This window comes from Bacillus pseudomycoides DSM 12442 (assembly GCF_000161455.1).
GTDB lineage: Bacteria > Bacillota > Bacilli > Bacillales > Bacillaceae_G > Bacillus_A > Bacillus_A pseudomycoides.
Genome location: NZ_CM000745.1, coordinates 3,215,808 through 3,232,711 on the forward strand (window position 1 = coordinate 3,215,808; position 16,904 = coordinate 3,232,711).

Genomic DNA, 16,904 nt, shown 5'->3' on the forward strand with positions numbered 1-16,904 from the left:
TACATAGAAAAGTATAAAGTCTATGTTTTCATTTGTCGAAGAGAATGCCTTACTCAGATACTTTCTCTTCGCTTGGTACATAATTTAATGCTTCCGCATCGATTTCTTCCAACGCTTTACCTACACATTTATGAGAAACAGGATTTTCAACAACACAGTTGTTAGCCATTTGCATTTCACGAGCGCGTTTTGCCGCTACTGTTACTAATGTATATTTAGAGTCGATTTTTTTTAGCAATGAATCAATTGATGGATTTAACATATTATATACCCTCCGTCATTTCTTTATAATATTTCGCTACTCTGTCGCGGCGGCAATGTTCACCAACCACAATAGCTTTAATGCGTTCACAAGCAAGTTCTACTTTATCATTTTCTACTACATAGTCATAAGCGTCCATCATCTCGATTTCTTCTTTTGCTACAGTTAAACGATTTTCAATAACATCTTCAGTCTCTGTACCGCGACCAACGATGCGATTCTTAAGCTCTGATAAGCTTGGAGGAGCTAAGAAAATAAATACCCCTTCTGGGAAAGCTTTCTTTACTTGAATTGCTCCTTGTACTTCAATTTCTAAGAATACATCTTTTCCTTCTTGCAATGTTTTTTCAACATAATCGATTGGTGTTCCATAGTAATTCCCAACGAACTCTGCCCACTCAAGCAGCTTTTCGTTACGAATCATTTCTTCAAACTCTTCTCTCTCTTTAAAGAAATAATCCACACCATCTACTTCACCTTCACGCGGTTTACGTGTCGTTACTGAAATAGAGTATTGAAATCTTGTATCTTCATGGCTGAACAACTCTTTTCGAACTGTCCCTTTCCCAACGCCAGAAGGTCCTGAAAGAACGATGAGCAACCCTCTTCTACTTCTCATAAATATGTAAAACCTACCCTTCCTCACTTAAATCTTCTTTATTATTTAAACGATGTGCAATCGTCTCTGGCTGAATTGGGCTTAGTACAATATGCCCATCATCCATAACAATAACCGCCCTTGTTTTTCTCCCATACGTAGCATCTAGTAACACGTTATGTTCACGCGCTTCCTGCACCGTTCGTTTAATAGGAGCTGACTCCGGACTTACAATTGCAATAATTCGATGAGCAGATACAATATTCCCATATCCAATATTTAAAAACCGCATGGCCATAGTTTGCGCCTCCTAGTAAGTCTATCCGATTTCCCCACCACGTATAACTTTATATATTTTTTGACAGCTACTCAATATTTTGTACCTGTTCACGAATTTTTTCAAGGTTATTTTTCATTTCTACAACATATTTTGAAATTGTTAAGTCGTTTGCCTTAGAACCGATCGTGTTAATTTCCCGATGCATCTCTTGTACAATGAAATCCATTTTTCTACCAACAGGCTCCTCGATCTCAAGGGCTTCATGAAATTGAGCTAAATGACTTTGCAAGCGAACCAATTCTTCATGAATATCCGAGCGCTCCGCAAACATCGCTACCTCTGTCAGCAACCTTTGTTCATCTAACTCATGATTATGTAATTCTTTTAAGCGATTTTCCAATCGTTCACGATATTTTTGAGTAACAATTGGTGCATGCGGAATAATCGCATTTACACAATCGTGTATCTCTTGTAAACGATACGCCATATCTTTATGTAATCGTTCTCCTTCGCCATCTCTCATCGTTTTTAACGTACGAGCAGCTTGGCGAACAGCTTCATATAAATTTTGTTCAAATTGTTCATTTACATTTTCCATTTCTTCAATCGCCGTTACTTCTGGCATTGCCATTAATTGTTGAAGTGTAATGGAATCTTGTAATTGAAATTTCGTTTTCACGTCTTCCATAATGGATTTATACTGCTTGAGAAGCGGCCAATTCACACTTAACTTTCTTTCAACAAGCCCTTCCCCTGTAATAATAATGGACACTTCAATACGCCCGCGGCGAACTTGTTCTGCAATTAACTTACGAATTTTGTCCTCAAAAACCATCATTTGTTTCGGAAGTCGAATGTTCATCTCTAAAAAACGATGGTTCACTGACTTCATTTCTACTGTAATTTGAAAAGCATCATTTTCCACTTTCGCTCTTCCAAATCCTGTCATACTAGAAATCATCTTTATCACATCCACACCATGAAATAACTCAATGAAAAAGGTAATAGAGATGCAACTCTACTACCTTTTGTAAATTATATCACATTTTCATATCATTGACTATTTCAAGTTTATGCCTCTCTTATACAATATCGGCTTCTTCTTCTCCTTTTTCCCTGTCAATAAAGAGCCGACTAATAAAAATGTTGGAATGGACGATAAACCAACGATTAATAACCAATCTCTCGCTTGAATTGGCATTGTGCTAAAAATCGGTTGCAATGGTGGATAATAAATAACCACAAGCATTAATAACACCGAAATAATAACTGCTCCAACCAAATATATATTACCAAAAGGATTACGATGGAATATAGAGTGTTCACTGCGGCAGTCAAATACATGAATAAGCTGTGCTAAAACTAGTGTAGCAAAAGCTACTGTTTGCGCATATTTCAATTCATTTGGATGCTGATTAAATGCAATAATAAATGCCAGCAAGGTTACAATACCAATTAAAAAGCCTCTACTCACAATTTTCCAAGCCAACCCTCTTGCAAACACCCCTTCTTTCGGATGCCGTGGATTTCTTCTCATCACATCTCCCTCAGCTGCATCTAACCCTAGTGCCATTGCTGGTAAACCATCTGTTACTAAATTCACCCATAAAATTTGAATTGGAACCATCGGAAGTGGTAAAGCAAGCATCATCGCAAATAACATAACTAAAATCTCTCCAACATTTGATGCTAATAAATACCGAATGAACTTCCGAATATTCTCATATATATTTCGTCCCTCTTTAATTGCCGATTTAATCGTAGCAAAGTTATCATCTAGCAAAACAAGAGAGGAAGCTTCTTTAGCTACATCCGTTCCTGTAATTCCCATCGCTATCCCAATATCAGCTGTTTTAATAGCAGGAGCGTCATTCACTCCATCACCTGTCATCGCCACAATATGATCTTTATTTTGAAGAGCTTTTACAATTTTTAATTTATGTTCAGGAGATACACGTGCAAATACATAGGTATCTTCTACAATATCCTCTAGTTCATCTACAGACATATTTGCTAATTCTACACCTTCTATAACGCGGCCATTCGGTGGTAAAACCCCTAACTGCTCCGCAATTGCCATCGCTGTTACTTTATGGTCTCCTGTAATCATTACCGTTTTAATACCAGCCTCTTTACACTCTTTTACGGCCTGTTTCACTTCTGGTCTTGGCGGGTCTATCATTCCTTGTATCCCGACAAGCATGAAATCTTTTTCTACTTCTCTTTCATGTTCAATTGAATCTGTTACTTTTAAAGCCCTAAATGCAACAGCAATCGTTCGAAGCGCTTGACTCCCAAGGTTATGAATTGCCGCTTGCACTTCTTTACGATATAACTCACTTAAAGGTTGCTGTTTATCCCCCCATAAAATTGTTTGGCTCATTTGCAAAAGAACATCAGGTGCCCCTTTTGTGACTACAAATTTTTTACCATCACGATCACGAACGATTACGCTCATCATTTTTCGTGTGGAATCGAAAGGGAGTTCATGAATAATTTCAAACTTCTCTTTTAAAGCTTCTCGGGATATTCCTGATTTCATCGCCGCTGCAACGAGCGCACCTTCTGTCGGATCTCCATCTAGGACATATGTTTTTTTCTTTTTTACAATGCTCGCGTTATTGCATAAACACCCAAATGTTAATAATTGATATAACGCCCTTGTAGATTCCGGATTAACCTTCTGCTCACCTTTCATAAATGATCCAGTAGGCTCGTAGCCTTGCCCGGTTACATGCCATGTTTCGCCACCTGACCACATATGTGTTACCATCATTTTATTTTGTGTCATCGTACCCGTTTTGTCCGAACAAATAACAGAAGCACATCCTAAAGTTTCTACTGCTGGTAATTTTCGAACAATCGCTCTCTTTTTAATCATGCGCTGTACACCAAGTGACAATGCGACCGTAACAATCGCTGGTAATCCTTCTGGAATTGCTGCAACAGCAAGTGACACACCCGCTAAGAACATATGATACACTTCATTCCCTTGATACACTCCAGCTAGTACAACAAGTGCTGTTAAAATAAGGGCAACAATGATTAGAATCTTCCCAAGTTGTTCTAATCTTCTTTGCAGCGGTGTTTCCATTTGCTCTGCATTTTGCAACAGATTTGCAATCTGCCCCATAGCCGTGTTCATCCCTGTAGCTACTACTACTCCGGCCCCGGAACCCCTTGTTATCATCGTCCCCATAAATGCCATATTTTTTTGATCACCAATCGCAACATTTTGACCGCTTAATGCTTCCACTTTCTTTTGAACAGGTACAGATTCTCCCGTTAAAGCCGATTCCTCGATATATAAACTCGATGCTTCAACAAGACGAATATCAGCACCAATACGGTCGCCGCTAGAAAATTTAATGATATCCCCAAGGACAAGTGCTTTAGATGGTATTTTCATCCATTTTCCATTTCGTAAAACCGTTACTTGCGGGGCAGCTAATTCTTTCAAAGCCTCCAATGATTTTTCTGCTTTTCTTTCTTGAAAAAAACCAAGAACACCATTGATAATAACAATTGCGACAATTGCAATCGAATCAATATACTCTCCTAAAAAAGCTGAAATGATTGTCGCACCAAACAAAACAAGTACCATAAAATCTTTAAACTGCGCCAAAAATACAAGAAGTGCAGAAGGCCGCTTTGCTTCTTGTAATTCATTTGGCCCTAGCTTCTTTAAGCGCCCTTCCGCTTCTTGCTCTGACAGTCCTACCTTCACATTCGTATTCGTTCTTTCTTCCACTTCATGTGCACGCATTTCATACCAATTCATCTCGCTATCGACCTCCTGATTGCAGACATGCTCTAATGAAAGCTTATTCAGCCCCGTCCAAAAAAATGCTATAATTAACATTTAGTTAGAAAGGAGTGTTCATAATGGCATTCGATGGATTATTTACAAGAGCGATTACACATGAAATTGCAAATTCTCTTCAAACAGGAAGAATTTCAAAAATATATCAACCCTCAAAATATGAGGTTTTGTTACATATTCGAGCAAACGGAAAAAATCAAAAATTACTTATTTCCGCACACCCTACATACGCACGTATGCATCTTACAAATCAAAGTTATGATTCACCAGCATTACCACCAATGTTTTGCATGCTTCTTCGCAAACATTTAGAAGGTGGATTTATTGAGAAAATTGAACAAATCGATTTAGAACGTATCATTCAAATTACCGTTCGAAGCCGTAACGAGATTGGGGACGAATCGTTAAAAACATTAGTGATTGAAATAATGGGTCGTCACAGCAATATTATTTTAGTAGACGCGAAAACAAATATCATTTTAGATAGCTTAAAGCACGTTTCTTTAGCGGTAAATCGGCATCGTACTGTATATGCTGGCGCTGAATATGTTGCACCACCAGCACAGCATAAAATTAATCCCTTGCAGATTGAAACACAAGATGAGTTTATTAGGCCACTAGACTTTTTAGCAGGAAATATGGATAAACAACTTGTTGGGGCCTTTATGGGGATTTCTCCGCTATTTGCAAAAGAAGTTGTAAAGAAAGCTGTTATGGTAAATGAACATGCATTATCAGAAGCGTTTTTCACATTACAAAAACCAATGCAAGCGCATCAATATGAACCAACAATGATAACGGCAAATGGAAAAGAGTTCTTTTATCTCTTCCCTCTTACACATTTAAAAGGGCATAATAAAACATTCTTATCTGTAAGTGAATTATTAGATCGATTCTTCTTTGGAAAGGCTGAACGCGATCGTGTAAAACAACAAGCACATGATTTAGAACGATTTATGCACAATGAAAAAGCAAAAAATGAAAAGAAATTAATTAAATTACAAAAAACACTACAAGATGCTGGGAAAGCTGATAAATATCAATTATTCGGTGAACTTCTTACAGCTAACATGTATGCATTAAAAAAAGGTGACAAAGAAATTGAGGTTGTCAACTACTACGATGAAAATGGCGGAACAGTAAAAATTACATTAGATCCACTGAAAACACCGTCAGAAAACGCACAACGTTATTTCCAAAAGTATCAAAAAGCGAAAAATTCTGTCGCAATCGTAAAAGAACAAATTGAAAAAACAAATGAAGAAATCCTTTACTTTGATAGCCTACTTCAACAAATGGAGGCTGCTTCTTCAAAAGATATCGAGGAGATTCGCGAAGAATTAGCTGAAGAAGGTTATATGCGTAACCGTAAGTCGAAGAATACAAAGAAAAAAACATCAAAACCGATATTAGATAAATATATCTCTACCGATGGAACAGAAATTTTAGTCGGTAAAAATAATAAACAAAATGACTATTTAACAACCAAATTTGCACGTCGTGATGAAATTTGGTTACATACAAAAGATATTCCTGGTTCTCACGTTGTTATTCGCTCATTAGAACCAACTGAAGAGACTTTATTAGAAGCTGCTAAACTCGCTGCTTATTACAGTAAAGCAAAAGATTCTAGTTCTGTTCCTGTAGATTTCACAAAAATTCGCCATGTTAAAAAACCAAGCGGTGCTAAACTTGGGTTTGTGACATATGATAATCAACAAACATTGTATGTAACACCAGATGCTGATACGGTGATGAAATTAAAAGCTTAAAACAAAAAGAGGTAATAACGATATTAATTAAATCGTTATTACCTTTTTTTATACCTATCACTTAATAAAAACTATTTTTCACAAAAAAATTATTGAGCAATTAAAAATATATCGTGTTAAAAAGTTTATACCCTAGATTTTCATGTCAAAAAAATGTAGACACATATAATTTTATATGTCTACATTTTTTGACAGTGTATTCATTACTAAGTATCTTCCCTCATAAAGTGAAGCTTTAATCAGTAGGAGGTTTTCTTCATCCCCACTGATTATTAGCCCTCACCAATCAGGTGCCCGACCCCCACCTATCTTCTTTACTTTTGTTGAATTTTACAGTGGGGGTCTTATTGCCCACGAACAGCTAGATTGAGAATATTGGCATAATTATTGCTTTATATAGACAATGAAAAGGAGGAATCAAAATGACTACTAGAATCAAAAAAATTCAAGAACAACTAACCGAATATGGAATAGACGGATTACTCATTACGAAAAAGGAAAATCGCCAGTATGCAACTGGATTTACAGGTAGTGCTGGAGTCGTATTACTATCTGCAACTGAAGCTGTATTCATTACAGATTTCCGCTATGTCGATCAAGCAAAAACACAGGTACAAGAAACTGAAATCATTATGCATAAAGGAAACATAGAACAAGAGATTGCAAATCAGACAACTAGATTAAACATCCAAAGACTAGGCATCGAAGAAAACAATATGACCTTAAAACAGTATAGTTCGTTAAAAAAATATACAAACATCAAACTTGTACAAGTAAGTGAACTAGTAGAAACAATCCGTTCCATTAAGGAAGAGTCTGAAATCGAAACAATTAAAGTTGCAGCACGTATGGCCGATGAAGCATTTCAACATATAACAGGATTTCTAAAACCCGGTGTATCTGAATTTGATGTCCGAGATGAATTAGAGTTTTTTATGCGAAAACAAGGGGCCTCTTCCTCATCATTTAACATTATCGTAGCTTCTGGAGTCCGTTCTTCTCTTCCCCACGGCGTTGCCACAAATAAGATGATTGAAAACGGAGATATGGTTACATTAGATTTTGGTGCACTTTACAATGGGTATTGCTCTGATTTAACACGTACTATTGCGATTGGAAGTTACTCCAAAGAATTCGAAAAAATATATAGTATTGTATTAGAAGCATTAAAACGAGGAACCAAAGCAATCCGGCCTGGTGAATCCGCAAAAACGATTGATGATGTGACAAGAAATTACATTACAGATAACGGCTACGGTGAATACTTTGGCCATTCTACCGGCCATGGCGTTGGATTAGAACTTCATGAACCACTTCGATTATCACAAGAAAGTAAAGCTACTTTACAAGAAGGAATGGTTGTTACTGTCGAACCAGGTATTTATATTCCAAACTGGGGTGGCTGTAGGATTGAAGATGATATTGTCATTACAAAAGATGGGCATGAAGTAATTACAAAGGCAAATAGAGACCTTATTGTTATTGGTTAATAACCACAAACTTGATTCATATACGCTCCTAAAAAAGAATTTCTTTCTACATATAGAAACCCTTCTATAAAGAAATTATTTATTGGGAGGAATTTCTATTGAATTTCGTAATTAATAAGATTGACGGATTAAACACAGAGTTCTCAAAACTTGTTTCTATGATGAATTATACTCGCTATACAACTATGCAAGCTGTACAAGACTTAACAATTGAAGAACTCGATTATTTGCACGATGATTAGGCAAACTCGATTGGTATGCTTTTGTACCATATGGCTGCAGTCGAGTTTTATTATCAAATTCATACCTTTGAAGATCGCGAGCCAACAAAAGCTGAATTAGAACGCTGGTTACCAGGAGTTGAATTGGGTGATCTTGGACGTCAAACGATTAAAAATCACCCTATAGACTACTACATAGATACGTTACAAGAAGTTCGCGATAAAACGATTGCAACGTTTCAATCACTACCAGATGAATGGCTATATAAAACCACAACGTTTTGGCACGACAAACCTGCAAATAACTACTTCAAATGGTTCTATGTATTCGAGGATGAGCTGAGTCATCGCGGGCAAATTCGTTTAATTAAAAAAATGCAAAAAACTCATTCTGTAAAATAATAAAAAGTGCTATCTCTTAGCGAGGTAGCACTTTTTTATGTTTTAGATACGTCATCACCTAATAATAATTTTTTATTCACTTTTGTAACAATCATTCCCACAATACCTAAGATTATAAGTAAATATACTAATCTAGCAAAAGATAGCCACCCTTGAAAAATTGGCATCATATCCATTTGTCTACCGCCTTCCAACAATATGAATGGCACTGTAGCTATTAAAATGACAAACTCAATTCCTAAAACGATCTTCTTTTTTCGGGTGTATGCTCTAAATTCATCCCAACAATATAATACAGCAAAAATAAAACCCGCTGCATAAATAGTGTCGATCCAATCACTTTCAATAAAATACTTTAAAATAAGTCCTATAGCAAAGCATCCCATAAGACCGTAAAAACCTATTTTCTCCTTCATATATTCCATCTCTCTATCTAGTAATAAAACCGTATAATATTTTATCCACTTTCAGGATTATTTGTATTATATCATCCACTTTCACCTTGTAAGTGCAGTACATGAAATTGTTATATTTTCTTTCTCTACGTACTCACACACTCCCACTCTCTTCATACACTAAACTACCCGAACGCCTAAAGGATGTGAGCAAAATGGGAGTAGAATTAACACTTCTGCACGCCCTCTATATTCTTTGTTTACTTACAATTATCACCTTTTTTTATTCTTCGAAAAAATACGACAATCATTTGTATTGTTTTTTATCTTTTTACTAGCTCTAACCGCAACACATTCCATTCCTCTTGCCGTTAGCGACATTTTTCAAAGTTTTATCTATGCCATTACCGAACTACTACCAACTATTTTAATCATCTCTATTATTATTTCAATGAGCAATTTACTCGTGCATACTGGTCCTGTTGAATCAACTGAACCAGCTAAAGTTCTTACTTCTATTACTCCTCGCATAAAAAAATGGTTAGCAATTTGTAAAGTAGATCCATTCGAACTTGCTAGACGCAATTTTATACCGGTCGTTATCGGGTTAATTGTCACTACAATTGTCGCGATGTTTCTTTTATAACCGTAGACAAGTTTTCTTTGCTTACTATTTTCCTTTGCGAACTGTTGAAATATACTGATTCCCAAAAGGGATTTCAAACCATCTGTCAAAATTATATTAAGAGAACAATTAGTTTAAAAGAAACATATTACTTCTTAAGAAAAGGGGACATAACCATGAGTGAATTGATTTTCTTCTTATTTATTTGTCCATTACTTATTTTTATTGTTTCAGTACTTGGGACACGTAGAACAAGAACGTATTACGTAATGCCAATTGTAACGTTTGCTATTTTTCTTATATTAGGAGTTTTATTGTTTCCCCCTTCATTTTTCTTTTGGGTTGGCATGTATAGCATCTTCTCATTTATCGTTTCTTATATAACTTTATTATTTGTAAAGGGGTATGAAGCTGTGGAGGGAAAATAGTAATATCTTTTATTTAAGAAATTTAACGATTCTGTTTGAAAATGTACCTCTCATCTTCAAAATCATTCTCTTTATCTTTTTTAAATAGCCTTTTTAATTTATCAAACAATCTTTCCCCTCCACCTAAAGATAATGATATATAAGTTTTCGTTTTCTTAGCTTGATGACAATGGGGTAACACAACATGCCCATCAACTTAAGACATTTTATAATTCATAAATATTTAAAGATGAAGTTATCGCTCAGAGAAAAATTTGATAAAGTTTTTAATAATATTCTTCCTTATCGCAATAATTATATTTTATAAAGCTGGGTCCTGCCACATCGCTATCAAGCTAGTATTTTGAAATGTCCCCACAACGAAAAAAATGAAAGCTGTATTCCCATGCAACTATGAAGAGATAAAATTTTCGTTTTGAGGAAACTTCAATAACGTTCAATTCGTCTTGTAAGCTCTTTTCAATATATTCAATTGAGTTTTGTATTCTTTCAAAATGATTCATTCCTCAATACCACAGTATATTCATATTTTATAATTCAAACAAAATATTTTTGGTAATTTGCGCTAATTCTACCTTTATATTGTAACCTATACTCTGTGCCTCTTTATGAATTTTAAGTGCATTTAAAAAGATGGCTTTCCTTTAACGCAAGGAAAGCCATCTTTTAATTTTCATAAGTTATCTTTTTACCATTGTTTCCATCTTATGCAAACTTATGAATACTTTGATTAGGGATCTGTATGAACTATTTAAGGGCGCAACACATTTGTACCAGAGCCAATAATCGTATACATGTGCTTTCAGATAGATAAGTAATGTTTATGAACACATAAAAAAAGAAGAGAATTTTTATAATTCTCTTCCTTTTTAAGTAGGGAAACTTTCATGTTCTTTAGTTGTTCAGTTCATTGAAAAATGCTGTAAAATTTACCCTTTCTATTATCTACTCTTGAAAATTAAGGTTCTTATTCGTCTTTTGAAGTAGCTCCCTATCTTCATCAAGCAAAAAATAAAAACATCCCAAAAACGAAATTTTTTTTCGTTTTTGGGATGCAAATGTATTTTAACTTAATGGCATTTTAGATTACCCATTATACATGCATTTTTGATAAATTATCCTCTAACAAACTAGAATTATAATTAGGTGCTAGTACGATATTTGTATATGTTCCTATACCCGAAAGGTACTTATACCTATGCTTGAAACCCGCTGGAATAAAAACAGATGCAGGACTCTCAATGATTTGAGACTCTCCCTCAATTTCCACCTCACATACGAGGCCTGTACCATCTATTTTATTCCCCCAGAAGATAAAGGCACTATCACAATGATGTGCGTGAATATCTACATGTCCTTCTAAGTTATCATCCATATGCGCACCGTAGAATACACGCTGTATCACATAAAATGAAGCCCGTTCATCCGTTCTATAATCCATCTGCACCCACCGCTCTCCTGGACCATCGCGATGATATAAAAGCTCAGATGCTCCCTTTACAAATGGTTTACTAACTCGGAGAGACTTTGAAAGCCTTGGCCCTTTTCTTTCTATGCATTTTTGTTGAATGTTCCTTACTCTTCCTATCATTTCAGGCTGAATACCCTCGTATGCTGAGTCATTCTGCTGAACAGCTTTCTTATGATAAGGTGCCGTATGAGTAAATATGTTCTTTCCAATAATCGGTCTCCAATGATCTACTTTACAACCAGTAGCTAATTGAAGAGATTGAGTCAATTCAGGAATCATCTGTAGTTTAAAGTACTGAAGATTACGCTTTTGAGATAAAAATACTGATAAATTTAGCAAGTCAACAATCCCAGCACGTTCACCTATTCCGCACAATGTAGTATCAATGACAGATGCCCCTGAATCGATTGCAGCAAGAGCATTTGCCATGGCTAGTCCTAAATCATTATGAAGGTGAACTTCAATCTCACAAGGGAATGTCTCAACAGATTTCTTCACGATTGTCGCACACTGACTTGGTTCCCAAATTCCTACAGTGTCTGCTAAACTGATTCGGTCTGCTCCAGCTACATGTGCAACCTGTCCAATGTAGGCGATATCTTCCCATTCAGTTCGCGAAGCATCTTCAATAGTAAAACGGATTTTCATCCCTAAAGATTTTGCTTCTTCAATAGCTTGTTTCACTTGATTAATAACGTAGTCTTTTGATCTATTGGTGTACTTTGTTTGTAAAGAAATGGGGTTAATAGACGCCCAGATTCCTATCCAATCGGCACCAGCACGATAAGCCGCATGAACTTCTTCTTTTTTTGCCCGAGCATGCATAAGTATTTCAGCGTACTCTGCAGAGGCTGCAACTTCTCGGCAAATCTCTTCTTCTTCTTCAGAAATACCCGGGTGTCCAACCTCGATAAGAGTTACTCCAAAATTCTCTAACATATGGAGTAAGGTAATTTTATCTTCCTTGGAGAAACGAATACCACATTGTTGTTCTCCTTCACGTAAGGTGGCATCCAATATTGTTATACCCTTATTCATTCCTTTTTTCCTTCTTTCATTTCTATAAAGTTTAACGTTTGTTCGAATAGGCTATTACGATTCTTTTCATAAACAGCCCAGTGCGTTGCATCGGGGATTACAACTTCTTTTTTTTGTTTTGTACCTGTTAGTTTTGACATCATATTTCGGTCTGCAAACGTGTCATCTTCTCCATAAATGACAAGTACTGGAACGTTAATTTTAGATACATCATATAAAGGCTGATTTTTCCAAATGTAAAACAAATCCTCTAGTGGACCAATTGGTCGACGAATAGTTTGATTATTTTTCTTACTCATAGGATCCGAATTGATAAATACTTGTTTTACGGCATCCATTGCTTCATTTGTAACGATTGTTTTCTTTCCCATCATCATATGCCAATGATGCATTCCTTTATCAAAGTCCACCATTTGATAGGCTGATGCTTCAGGATTAAATTGATTAGGTTGTAATGGATTTTCAAGAGATTTTGTCATCATAGGAAGTGTGAATCCATGCATATACCCATATAAAATAAGTTTATTAATATCTTGAGGATGGGATATTGCATAATTTCCAGCGACAACACCTCCATATGACCATCCTATTATATGAATCTTTTTCACATTTCTTTTCTTTTGGATCCACTTTACAACTGTTTCTAGATCCTTAGTTGCATCATTCAGATGAATAACCGGACGATTTTGGGAAGGAGGATCTGACATTTCTTTAGGGCGAGAAGAATGACCAAACCCTCGAAAATCCATGGCCCAAGTATCATACCCTTTTTTGGCATACTCATCCATCCACGAATATTTTGGTACATCAAATGCTTGAGCTGTAGGTACACTAAATGGTTCTAAAAATAAGACAATTTCATCGGATTTATACTGTTTTTTATTATTTAAGTTTTTATGAAGCAAAAATAATTTTTCTTCTCCTTGCTGAATTTCTAATTCTTGTTTTACTACTTTAGGAGTCTGAGCATTTTGAGAAGTTTCTTTTATATTAGAACAACCAGACATAAGCATTATAAAAAAAATCCCTACTAAACTAATATGTGTCCATTTTATCTTCATTTAGAATGTCCCTTTCATTTCATAGAAATAATAGCTATTATTCCAGCCGCAATAATTAATCCGGCTGGTAAACCTTTTGTAAATAATACGGCAACAAGAGTCCCTATTAAGACACCTAACAATATCGTAGGATTCATAGATAGAATTCCTACACCTTTCCCTCCTATGTATGACACAGTGAAACCTGCAAGAATGGACCCTAATCCCATAGGGGAAGCAATTAATTTTACTACGTTTTCGTTTGTAATCTTCCCTGATGCAATTGGAATTAAAAAGAATAACATAAGAAAGAAAATACCAATTTGAAAAGAGTATTGTTGAATAAAATGTAATAAAGTTTTTTGTCCAACAGCAAGTAAAATTCCTAATAAGCAAGCCGCACCAGCTAGTGCATAATCCTTTATAAGCAGGGCGAGTATTACAATTATTCCAAGTAACAAAAAAGGAAGCATAATCTTTTCTCTCATCTATAGTGTGGTATAGTCCCAACTACCATTTTCCGGTATAGAGACTTGTACCATATTCTGGTTTGCAAGGTTAATTTGAATTAAATTTGGACTTATTACAGGTCTTAACTCTTCTCGATTTATCATAAATTTAAATGCTTCAAAGCTTGCTAGAATGCCTACTATATTCGCAACGGGAGACAATACAGCCCATGGACGATCTTTTTGTACATAACTGCTTGCCCATTTCTCATCCGCGCCATATGTAACGGAATGAAGAGCACGTCCATCTTTTAATTCATGAATTTTATTTTGCATTTCTGGTGTTAGCTCTTGTTGATAAGACGGATATCCTAACGCAATTTCATAGGGCGTAGAGTTAGGAGTTAAAGACATCACGCCACCTCTAAAGGGGGGTGTAACCGCAATCCAAATAGAAGGGATTCCTAGTTTCTGAGCTGTACGATGGATAATTACTCTCGCTACTAAATTGTCAGTTGCATCTATAATGGCATCTGCATTCGTTAGAAGTTCTAATGCATTGTCCTCGGTAACAAATTCTTTTGTTATCTCTATTTGTAATAATGGATTAATGTCTTGCAAAACTTCTAAAGCGACCTCTGCTTTTTGCTGTCCTAATTTACTGATGGAACTTAGCATTTGTCGATTGATATTGCTTGCTTCAAATACATCTTGATCAATAACATGTAAAGAACCTACACCCATTCGTGCCAATTGAATGAGTGTAATTCCTCCTACTCCCCCTGCTCCAACTACAGTAACGCGAGCATTTTTTAATTTTTCTTGCTCCTCTACAGAAATGACGCCAATATTTCGCGTGAAACTTTCTTCATATATATTTTGTGTATTTTTATTTTTTGTTAACAAATTATTTTCCTCCTTACAGTGTTGTATAATCCCAACCATCTTTTGGTGCATTTTTTACTTGGACGGGGTTCTGGCTATTTACATCAATAACAATCCCTTTTGGAGCTCTCGCTAACGGTTCACGACCAGTTAACACTTGGATTGCTTCATGAAAGCTAAATAATGACAATAGATGGGCACGCATCGGCGTGATAATCCATCCTGCTTTTCCATCACAAAAATCTTGTGCCCACTCTTTTGGTGCCCCTTTTTCTACAGAATACCAAGCTCGACTTTTCTTTATATCCGCAATTTGTTGTCTTAATTCGTGATTTGTTAATTTGCCTCCTACAATAGATACATTCAATGCTTCCTCATAAGGAATTCCAGTTGGAAAAAATGTAGAAACAAATCCTCTTGTGGGAGGACTACCTGACATCCCCACACTTGGTATACCTAATTCTCTAGCAGTTCTATGTATAATAACTCTTGAAGGCATATCATCTACGGCTTCTACTACAATATCGTGCCCTTTTATAAGTTCGATTACATTATCTTCATCTACTCTTGTTTGTATAAAGTTTGTTGATATATAGGGATGTATATCTTTTACAACCTGTTCTGCAACTTTTGCTTTTGGTTCACCTATAACACTAGAAAGTGCTAACATTTGTCTGTTAATATTAGATATTTCAAATTCATCTGGATCAACGCCTGTAATATGCCCAATCCCCATCCGAGAGAAGAGAATTGCTTCATATCCACCTACACCCCCTAATCCAAAAATAATAACCTTCTTATTTCGAAGACATTCTTGTTCCTGTTCAGAATACACACCAATATTCTTCTTAACCATTTCCCAATAATATGAATCCATATCCATTTTGAAGTCTCCTTTATATGTAGTAACCATTTCAAAAAAATAATTCCTGTATATAAAAATAGCCTAGAAGTATGTCTTTTTTGTGTGCTATTTGTAAAAAAATAGAAAAATCTTCAATTCTTATTTTTTTAACAAATGAATATCTCTCCATTTATCCCGCATTAATGGGCAGTAATACTCCCACCTCAAAATTCTACGAAAGCAAAGAAGTTAAGTGGGAGATACACTGCCCATAAAAGCCCGATTGGTTCAACTAATAATCAGTGGGAGATGGAGAAAACCCCCACTGATTAAAGTTTCACTTTATTAAAGAACTAAATAAATATAGCAATTTTTTTTTAGTTAACAGAAGATGTCTTCCGTTAACTTGTTAAACTTAATATATATAATAGATACTTTTTACAGAACACAATTGAAGAAAGAAGGATGATGATGGATTTTAAAACTTGGTTAAAAAATGAAGAAAAACGAACGAAAATCGCACCGTTACGAAAAGAAAACGATTTTTGATATTTCTTACGATTAGTCAATCCTTATTTTTAGATTTTTAATCAATTAAATATCGCAAAGCCTATATCATATATGTTAAATTTAATGCAAACTAAATACCCCTAATATGTATTCGTTTTTTTACTAGGGGGAATAAGTATAGTATGATGAATGAGACTATGATTTCAGGCGGTTAACCGATAATCATAGTGTATATTATGTGTAATAAGGTAGAAGAGGAGCTTCAATAACTTATTTACACATGCGATTGACGCAACTTTATGACATTTGTTATAAGGTTGCGTTTTTAATTTATCATAATACTCAACAATGTGGTTCTGTCCGTAACGACA

General features: G+C 35.4%; 14 protein-coding genes and 3 pseudogenes. 5 read left to right on the plus strand and 12 right to left on the minus strand.

The window, feature by feature from the left end:
* Positions 1-49 precede the first annotated feature (49 nt).
* The 5 genes from rpoZ to BPMYX0001_RS16210 form a co-directional block, all read right to left on the minus strand.
* Positions 50-262, minus strand: a complete 213-nt coding sequence (rpoZ, locus tag BPMYX0001_RS16190; RefSeq protein ID WP_003199650.1) for a DNA-directed RNA polymerase subunit omega — start codon at positions 260-262, stop codon at positions 50-52.
* Position 263: 1 nt separating this feature from the next.
* Entirely contained in the window at positions 264-881 is a 618-nt protein-coding gene (gene gmk, locus BPMYX0001_RS16195) for a guanylate kinase (protein ID WP_003199649.1), read from the minus strand.
* Positions 882-894: 13 nt separating this feature from the next.
* A complete protein-coding gene (gene remA, locus BPMYX0001_RS16200) occupies positions 895-1,158 on the minus strand; it encodes an extracellular matrix/biofilm regulator RemA (RefSeq protein WP_001251459.1) in 264 nt (87 codons plus the stop codon).
* A gap of 67 nt (positions 1,159-1,225) precedes the next feature.
* Positions 1,226-2,101, minus strand: a complete 876-nt coding sequence (locus BPMYX0001_RS16205) for a YicC/YloC family endoribonuclease (RefSeq protein ID WP_003208193.1) — start codon at positions 2,099-2,101, stop codon at positions 1,226-1,228.
* A 99-nt stretch (positions 2,102-2,200) separates the two neighbouring features.
* Positions 2,201-4,921, minus strand: a complete 2,721-nt coding sequence (locus BPMYX0001_RS16210) for a calcium-translocating P-type ATPase, SERCA-type (RefSeq protein WP_006095756.1) — start codon at positions 4,919-4,921, stop codon at positions 2,201-2,203.
* 104 nt (positions 4,922-5,025) lie between these two features.
* Here BPMYX0001_RS16210 and BPMYX0001_RS16215 point away from each other — a divergent pair, with 104 nt between their 5' ends.
* The 3 genes and pseudogenes from BPMYX0001_RS16215 to BPMYX0001_RS29560 all read left to right on the plus strand — a co-directional run bounded on the left by BPMYX0001_RS16215 (position 5,026) and on the right by BPMYX0001_RS29560 (position 8,848).
* Entirely contained in the window at positions 5,026-6,735 is a 1,710-nt protein-coding gene (locus BPMYX0001_RS16215; RefSeq protein ID WP_006095757.1) for an Rqc2 family fibronectin-binding protein, read from the plus strand.
* A 422-nt stretch (positions 6,736-7,157) separates the two neighbouring features.
* The gene (locus BPMYX0001_RS16220; RefSeq protein WP_003199637.1) at positions 7,158-8,225 is read left to right on the plus strand and encodes a M24 family metallopeptidase; all 1,068 of its coding nucleotides are present in this window, start codon (positions 7,158-7,160) and stop codon (positions 8,223-8,225) included.
* A 98-nt stretch (positions 8,226-8,323) separates the two neighbouring features.
* Positions 8,324-8,848 (plus strand): annotated as a pseudogene (locus BPMYX0001_RS29560) (DinB family protein).
* Positions 8,849-8,883: 35 nt separating this feature from the next.
* On the opposite strand, the gene BPMYX0001_RS16230 reads toward BPMYX0001_RS29560, so the two are convergent.
* The gene (locus tag BPMYX0001_RS16230) at positions 8,884-9,264 is read right to left on the minus strand and encodes a YoqO family protein (RefSeq protein ID WP_033799065.1); all 381 of its coding nucleotides are present in this window, start codon (positions 9,262-9,264) and stop codon (positions 8,884-8,886) included.
* A gap of 194 nt (positions 9,265-9,458) precedes the next feature.
* Between BPMYX0001_RS16230 and BPMYX0001_RS34120 the strand changes: the two are divergent.
* Together BPMYX0001_RS34120 and BPMYX0001_RS16240 are read left to right on the plus strand one after the other, a co-directional pair.
* Positions 9,459-9,787: pseudogene (locus tag BPMYX0001_RS34120) on the plus strand (hypothetical protein); the annotation flags it as partial.
* A gap of 257 nt (positions 9,788-10,044) precedes the next feature.
* Positions 10,045-10,296: a YbeF family protein gene (locus BPMYX0001_RS16240; RefSeq protein ID WP_006095762.1), complete on the plus strand. Its 252-nt coding sequence runs from the start codon at positions 10,045-10,047 to the stop codon at positions 10,294-10,296.
* A 1,093-nt stretch (positions 10,297-11,389) separates the two neighbouring features.
* Here the strand turns inward: BPMYX0001_RS16240 and BPMYX0001_RS16245 are convergent.
* The 6 genes and pseudogenes from BPMYX0001_RS16245 to BPMYX0001_RS31050 all read right to left on the minus strand — a co-directional run.
* On the minus strand, positions 11,390-12,805 hold the full coding sequence (locus BPMYX0001_RS16245; protein ID WP_033799067.1) for a homocitrate synthase/isopropylmalate synthase family protein: 1,416 nt from the start codon (positions 12,803-12,805) through the stop codon (positions 11,390-11,392).
* The gene (locus BPMYX0001_RS16250) at positions 12,802-13,866 is read right to left on the minus strand and encodes an alpha/beta hydrolase (RefSeq protein ID WP_018780909.1); all 1,065 of its coding nucleotides are present in this window, start codon (positions 13,864-13,866) and stop codon (positions 12,802-12,804) included. The genes BPMYX0001_RS16245 and BPMYX0001_RS16250 overlap by 4 nt, the downstream gene beginning before the upstream one ends.
* A gap of 14 nt (positions 13,867-13,880) precedes the next feature.
* Positions 13,881-14,318, minus strand: a complete 438-nt coding sequence (locus tag BPMYX0001_RS16255) for a DUF441 family protein (RefSeq protein WP_033799068.1) — start codon at positions 14,316-14,318, stop codon at positions 13,881-13,883.
* Positions 14,319-14,333: 15 nt separating this feature from the next.
* A complete protein-coding gene (locus BPMYX0001_RS16260; RefSeq protein WP_006095766.1) occupies positions 14,334-15,200 on the minus strand; it encodes a HesA/MoeB/ThiF family protein in 867 nt (288 codons plus the stop codon).
* Positions 15,201-15,213: 13 nt separating this feature from the next.
* On the minus strand, positions 15,214-16,062 hold the full coding sequence (locus BPMYX0001_RS16265) for a HesA/MoeB/ThiF family protein (protein WP_033798445.1): 849 nt from the start codon (positions 16,060-16,062) through the stop codon (positions 15,214-15,216).
* Positions 16,063-16,736: 674 nt separating this feature from the next.
* A pseudogene (locus BPMYX0001_RS31050) lies at positions 16,737-16,904 on the minus strand (IS110 family RNA-guided transposase); the annotation flags it as partial.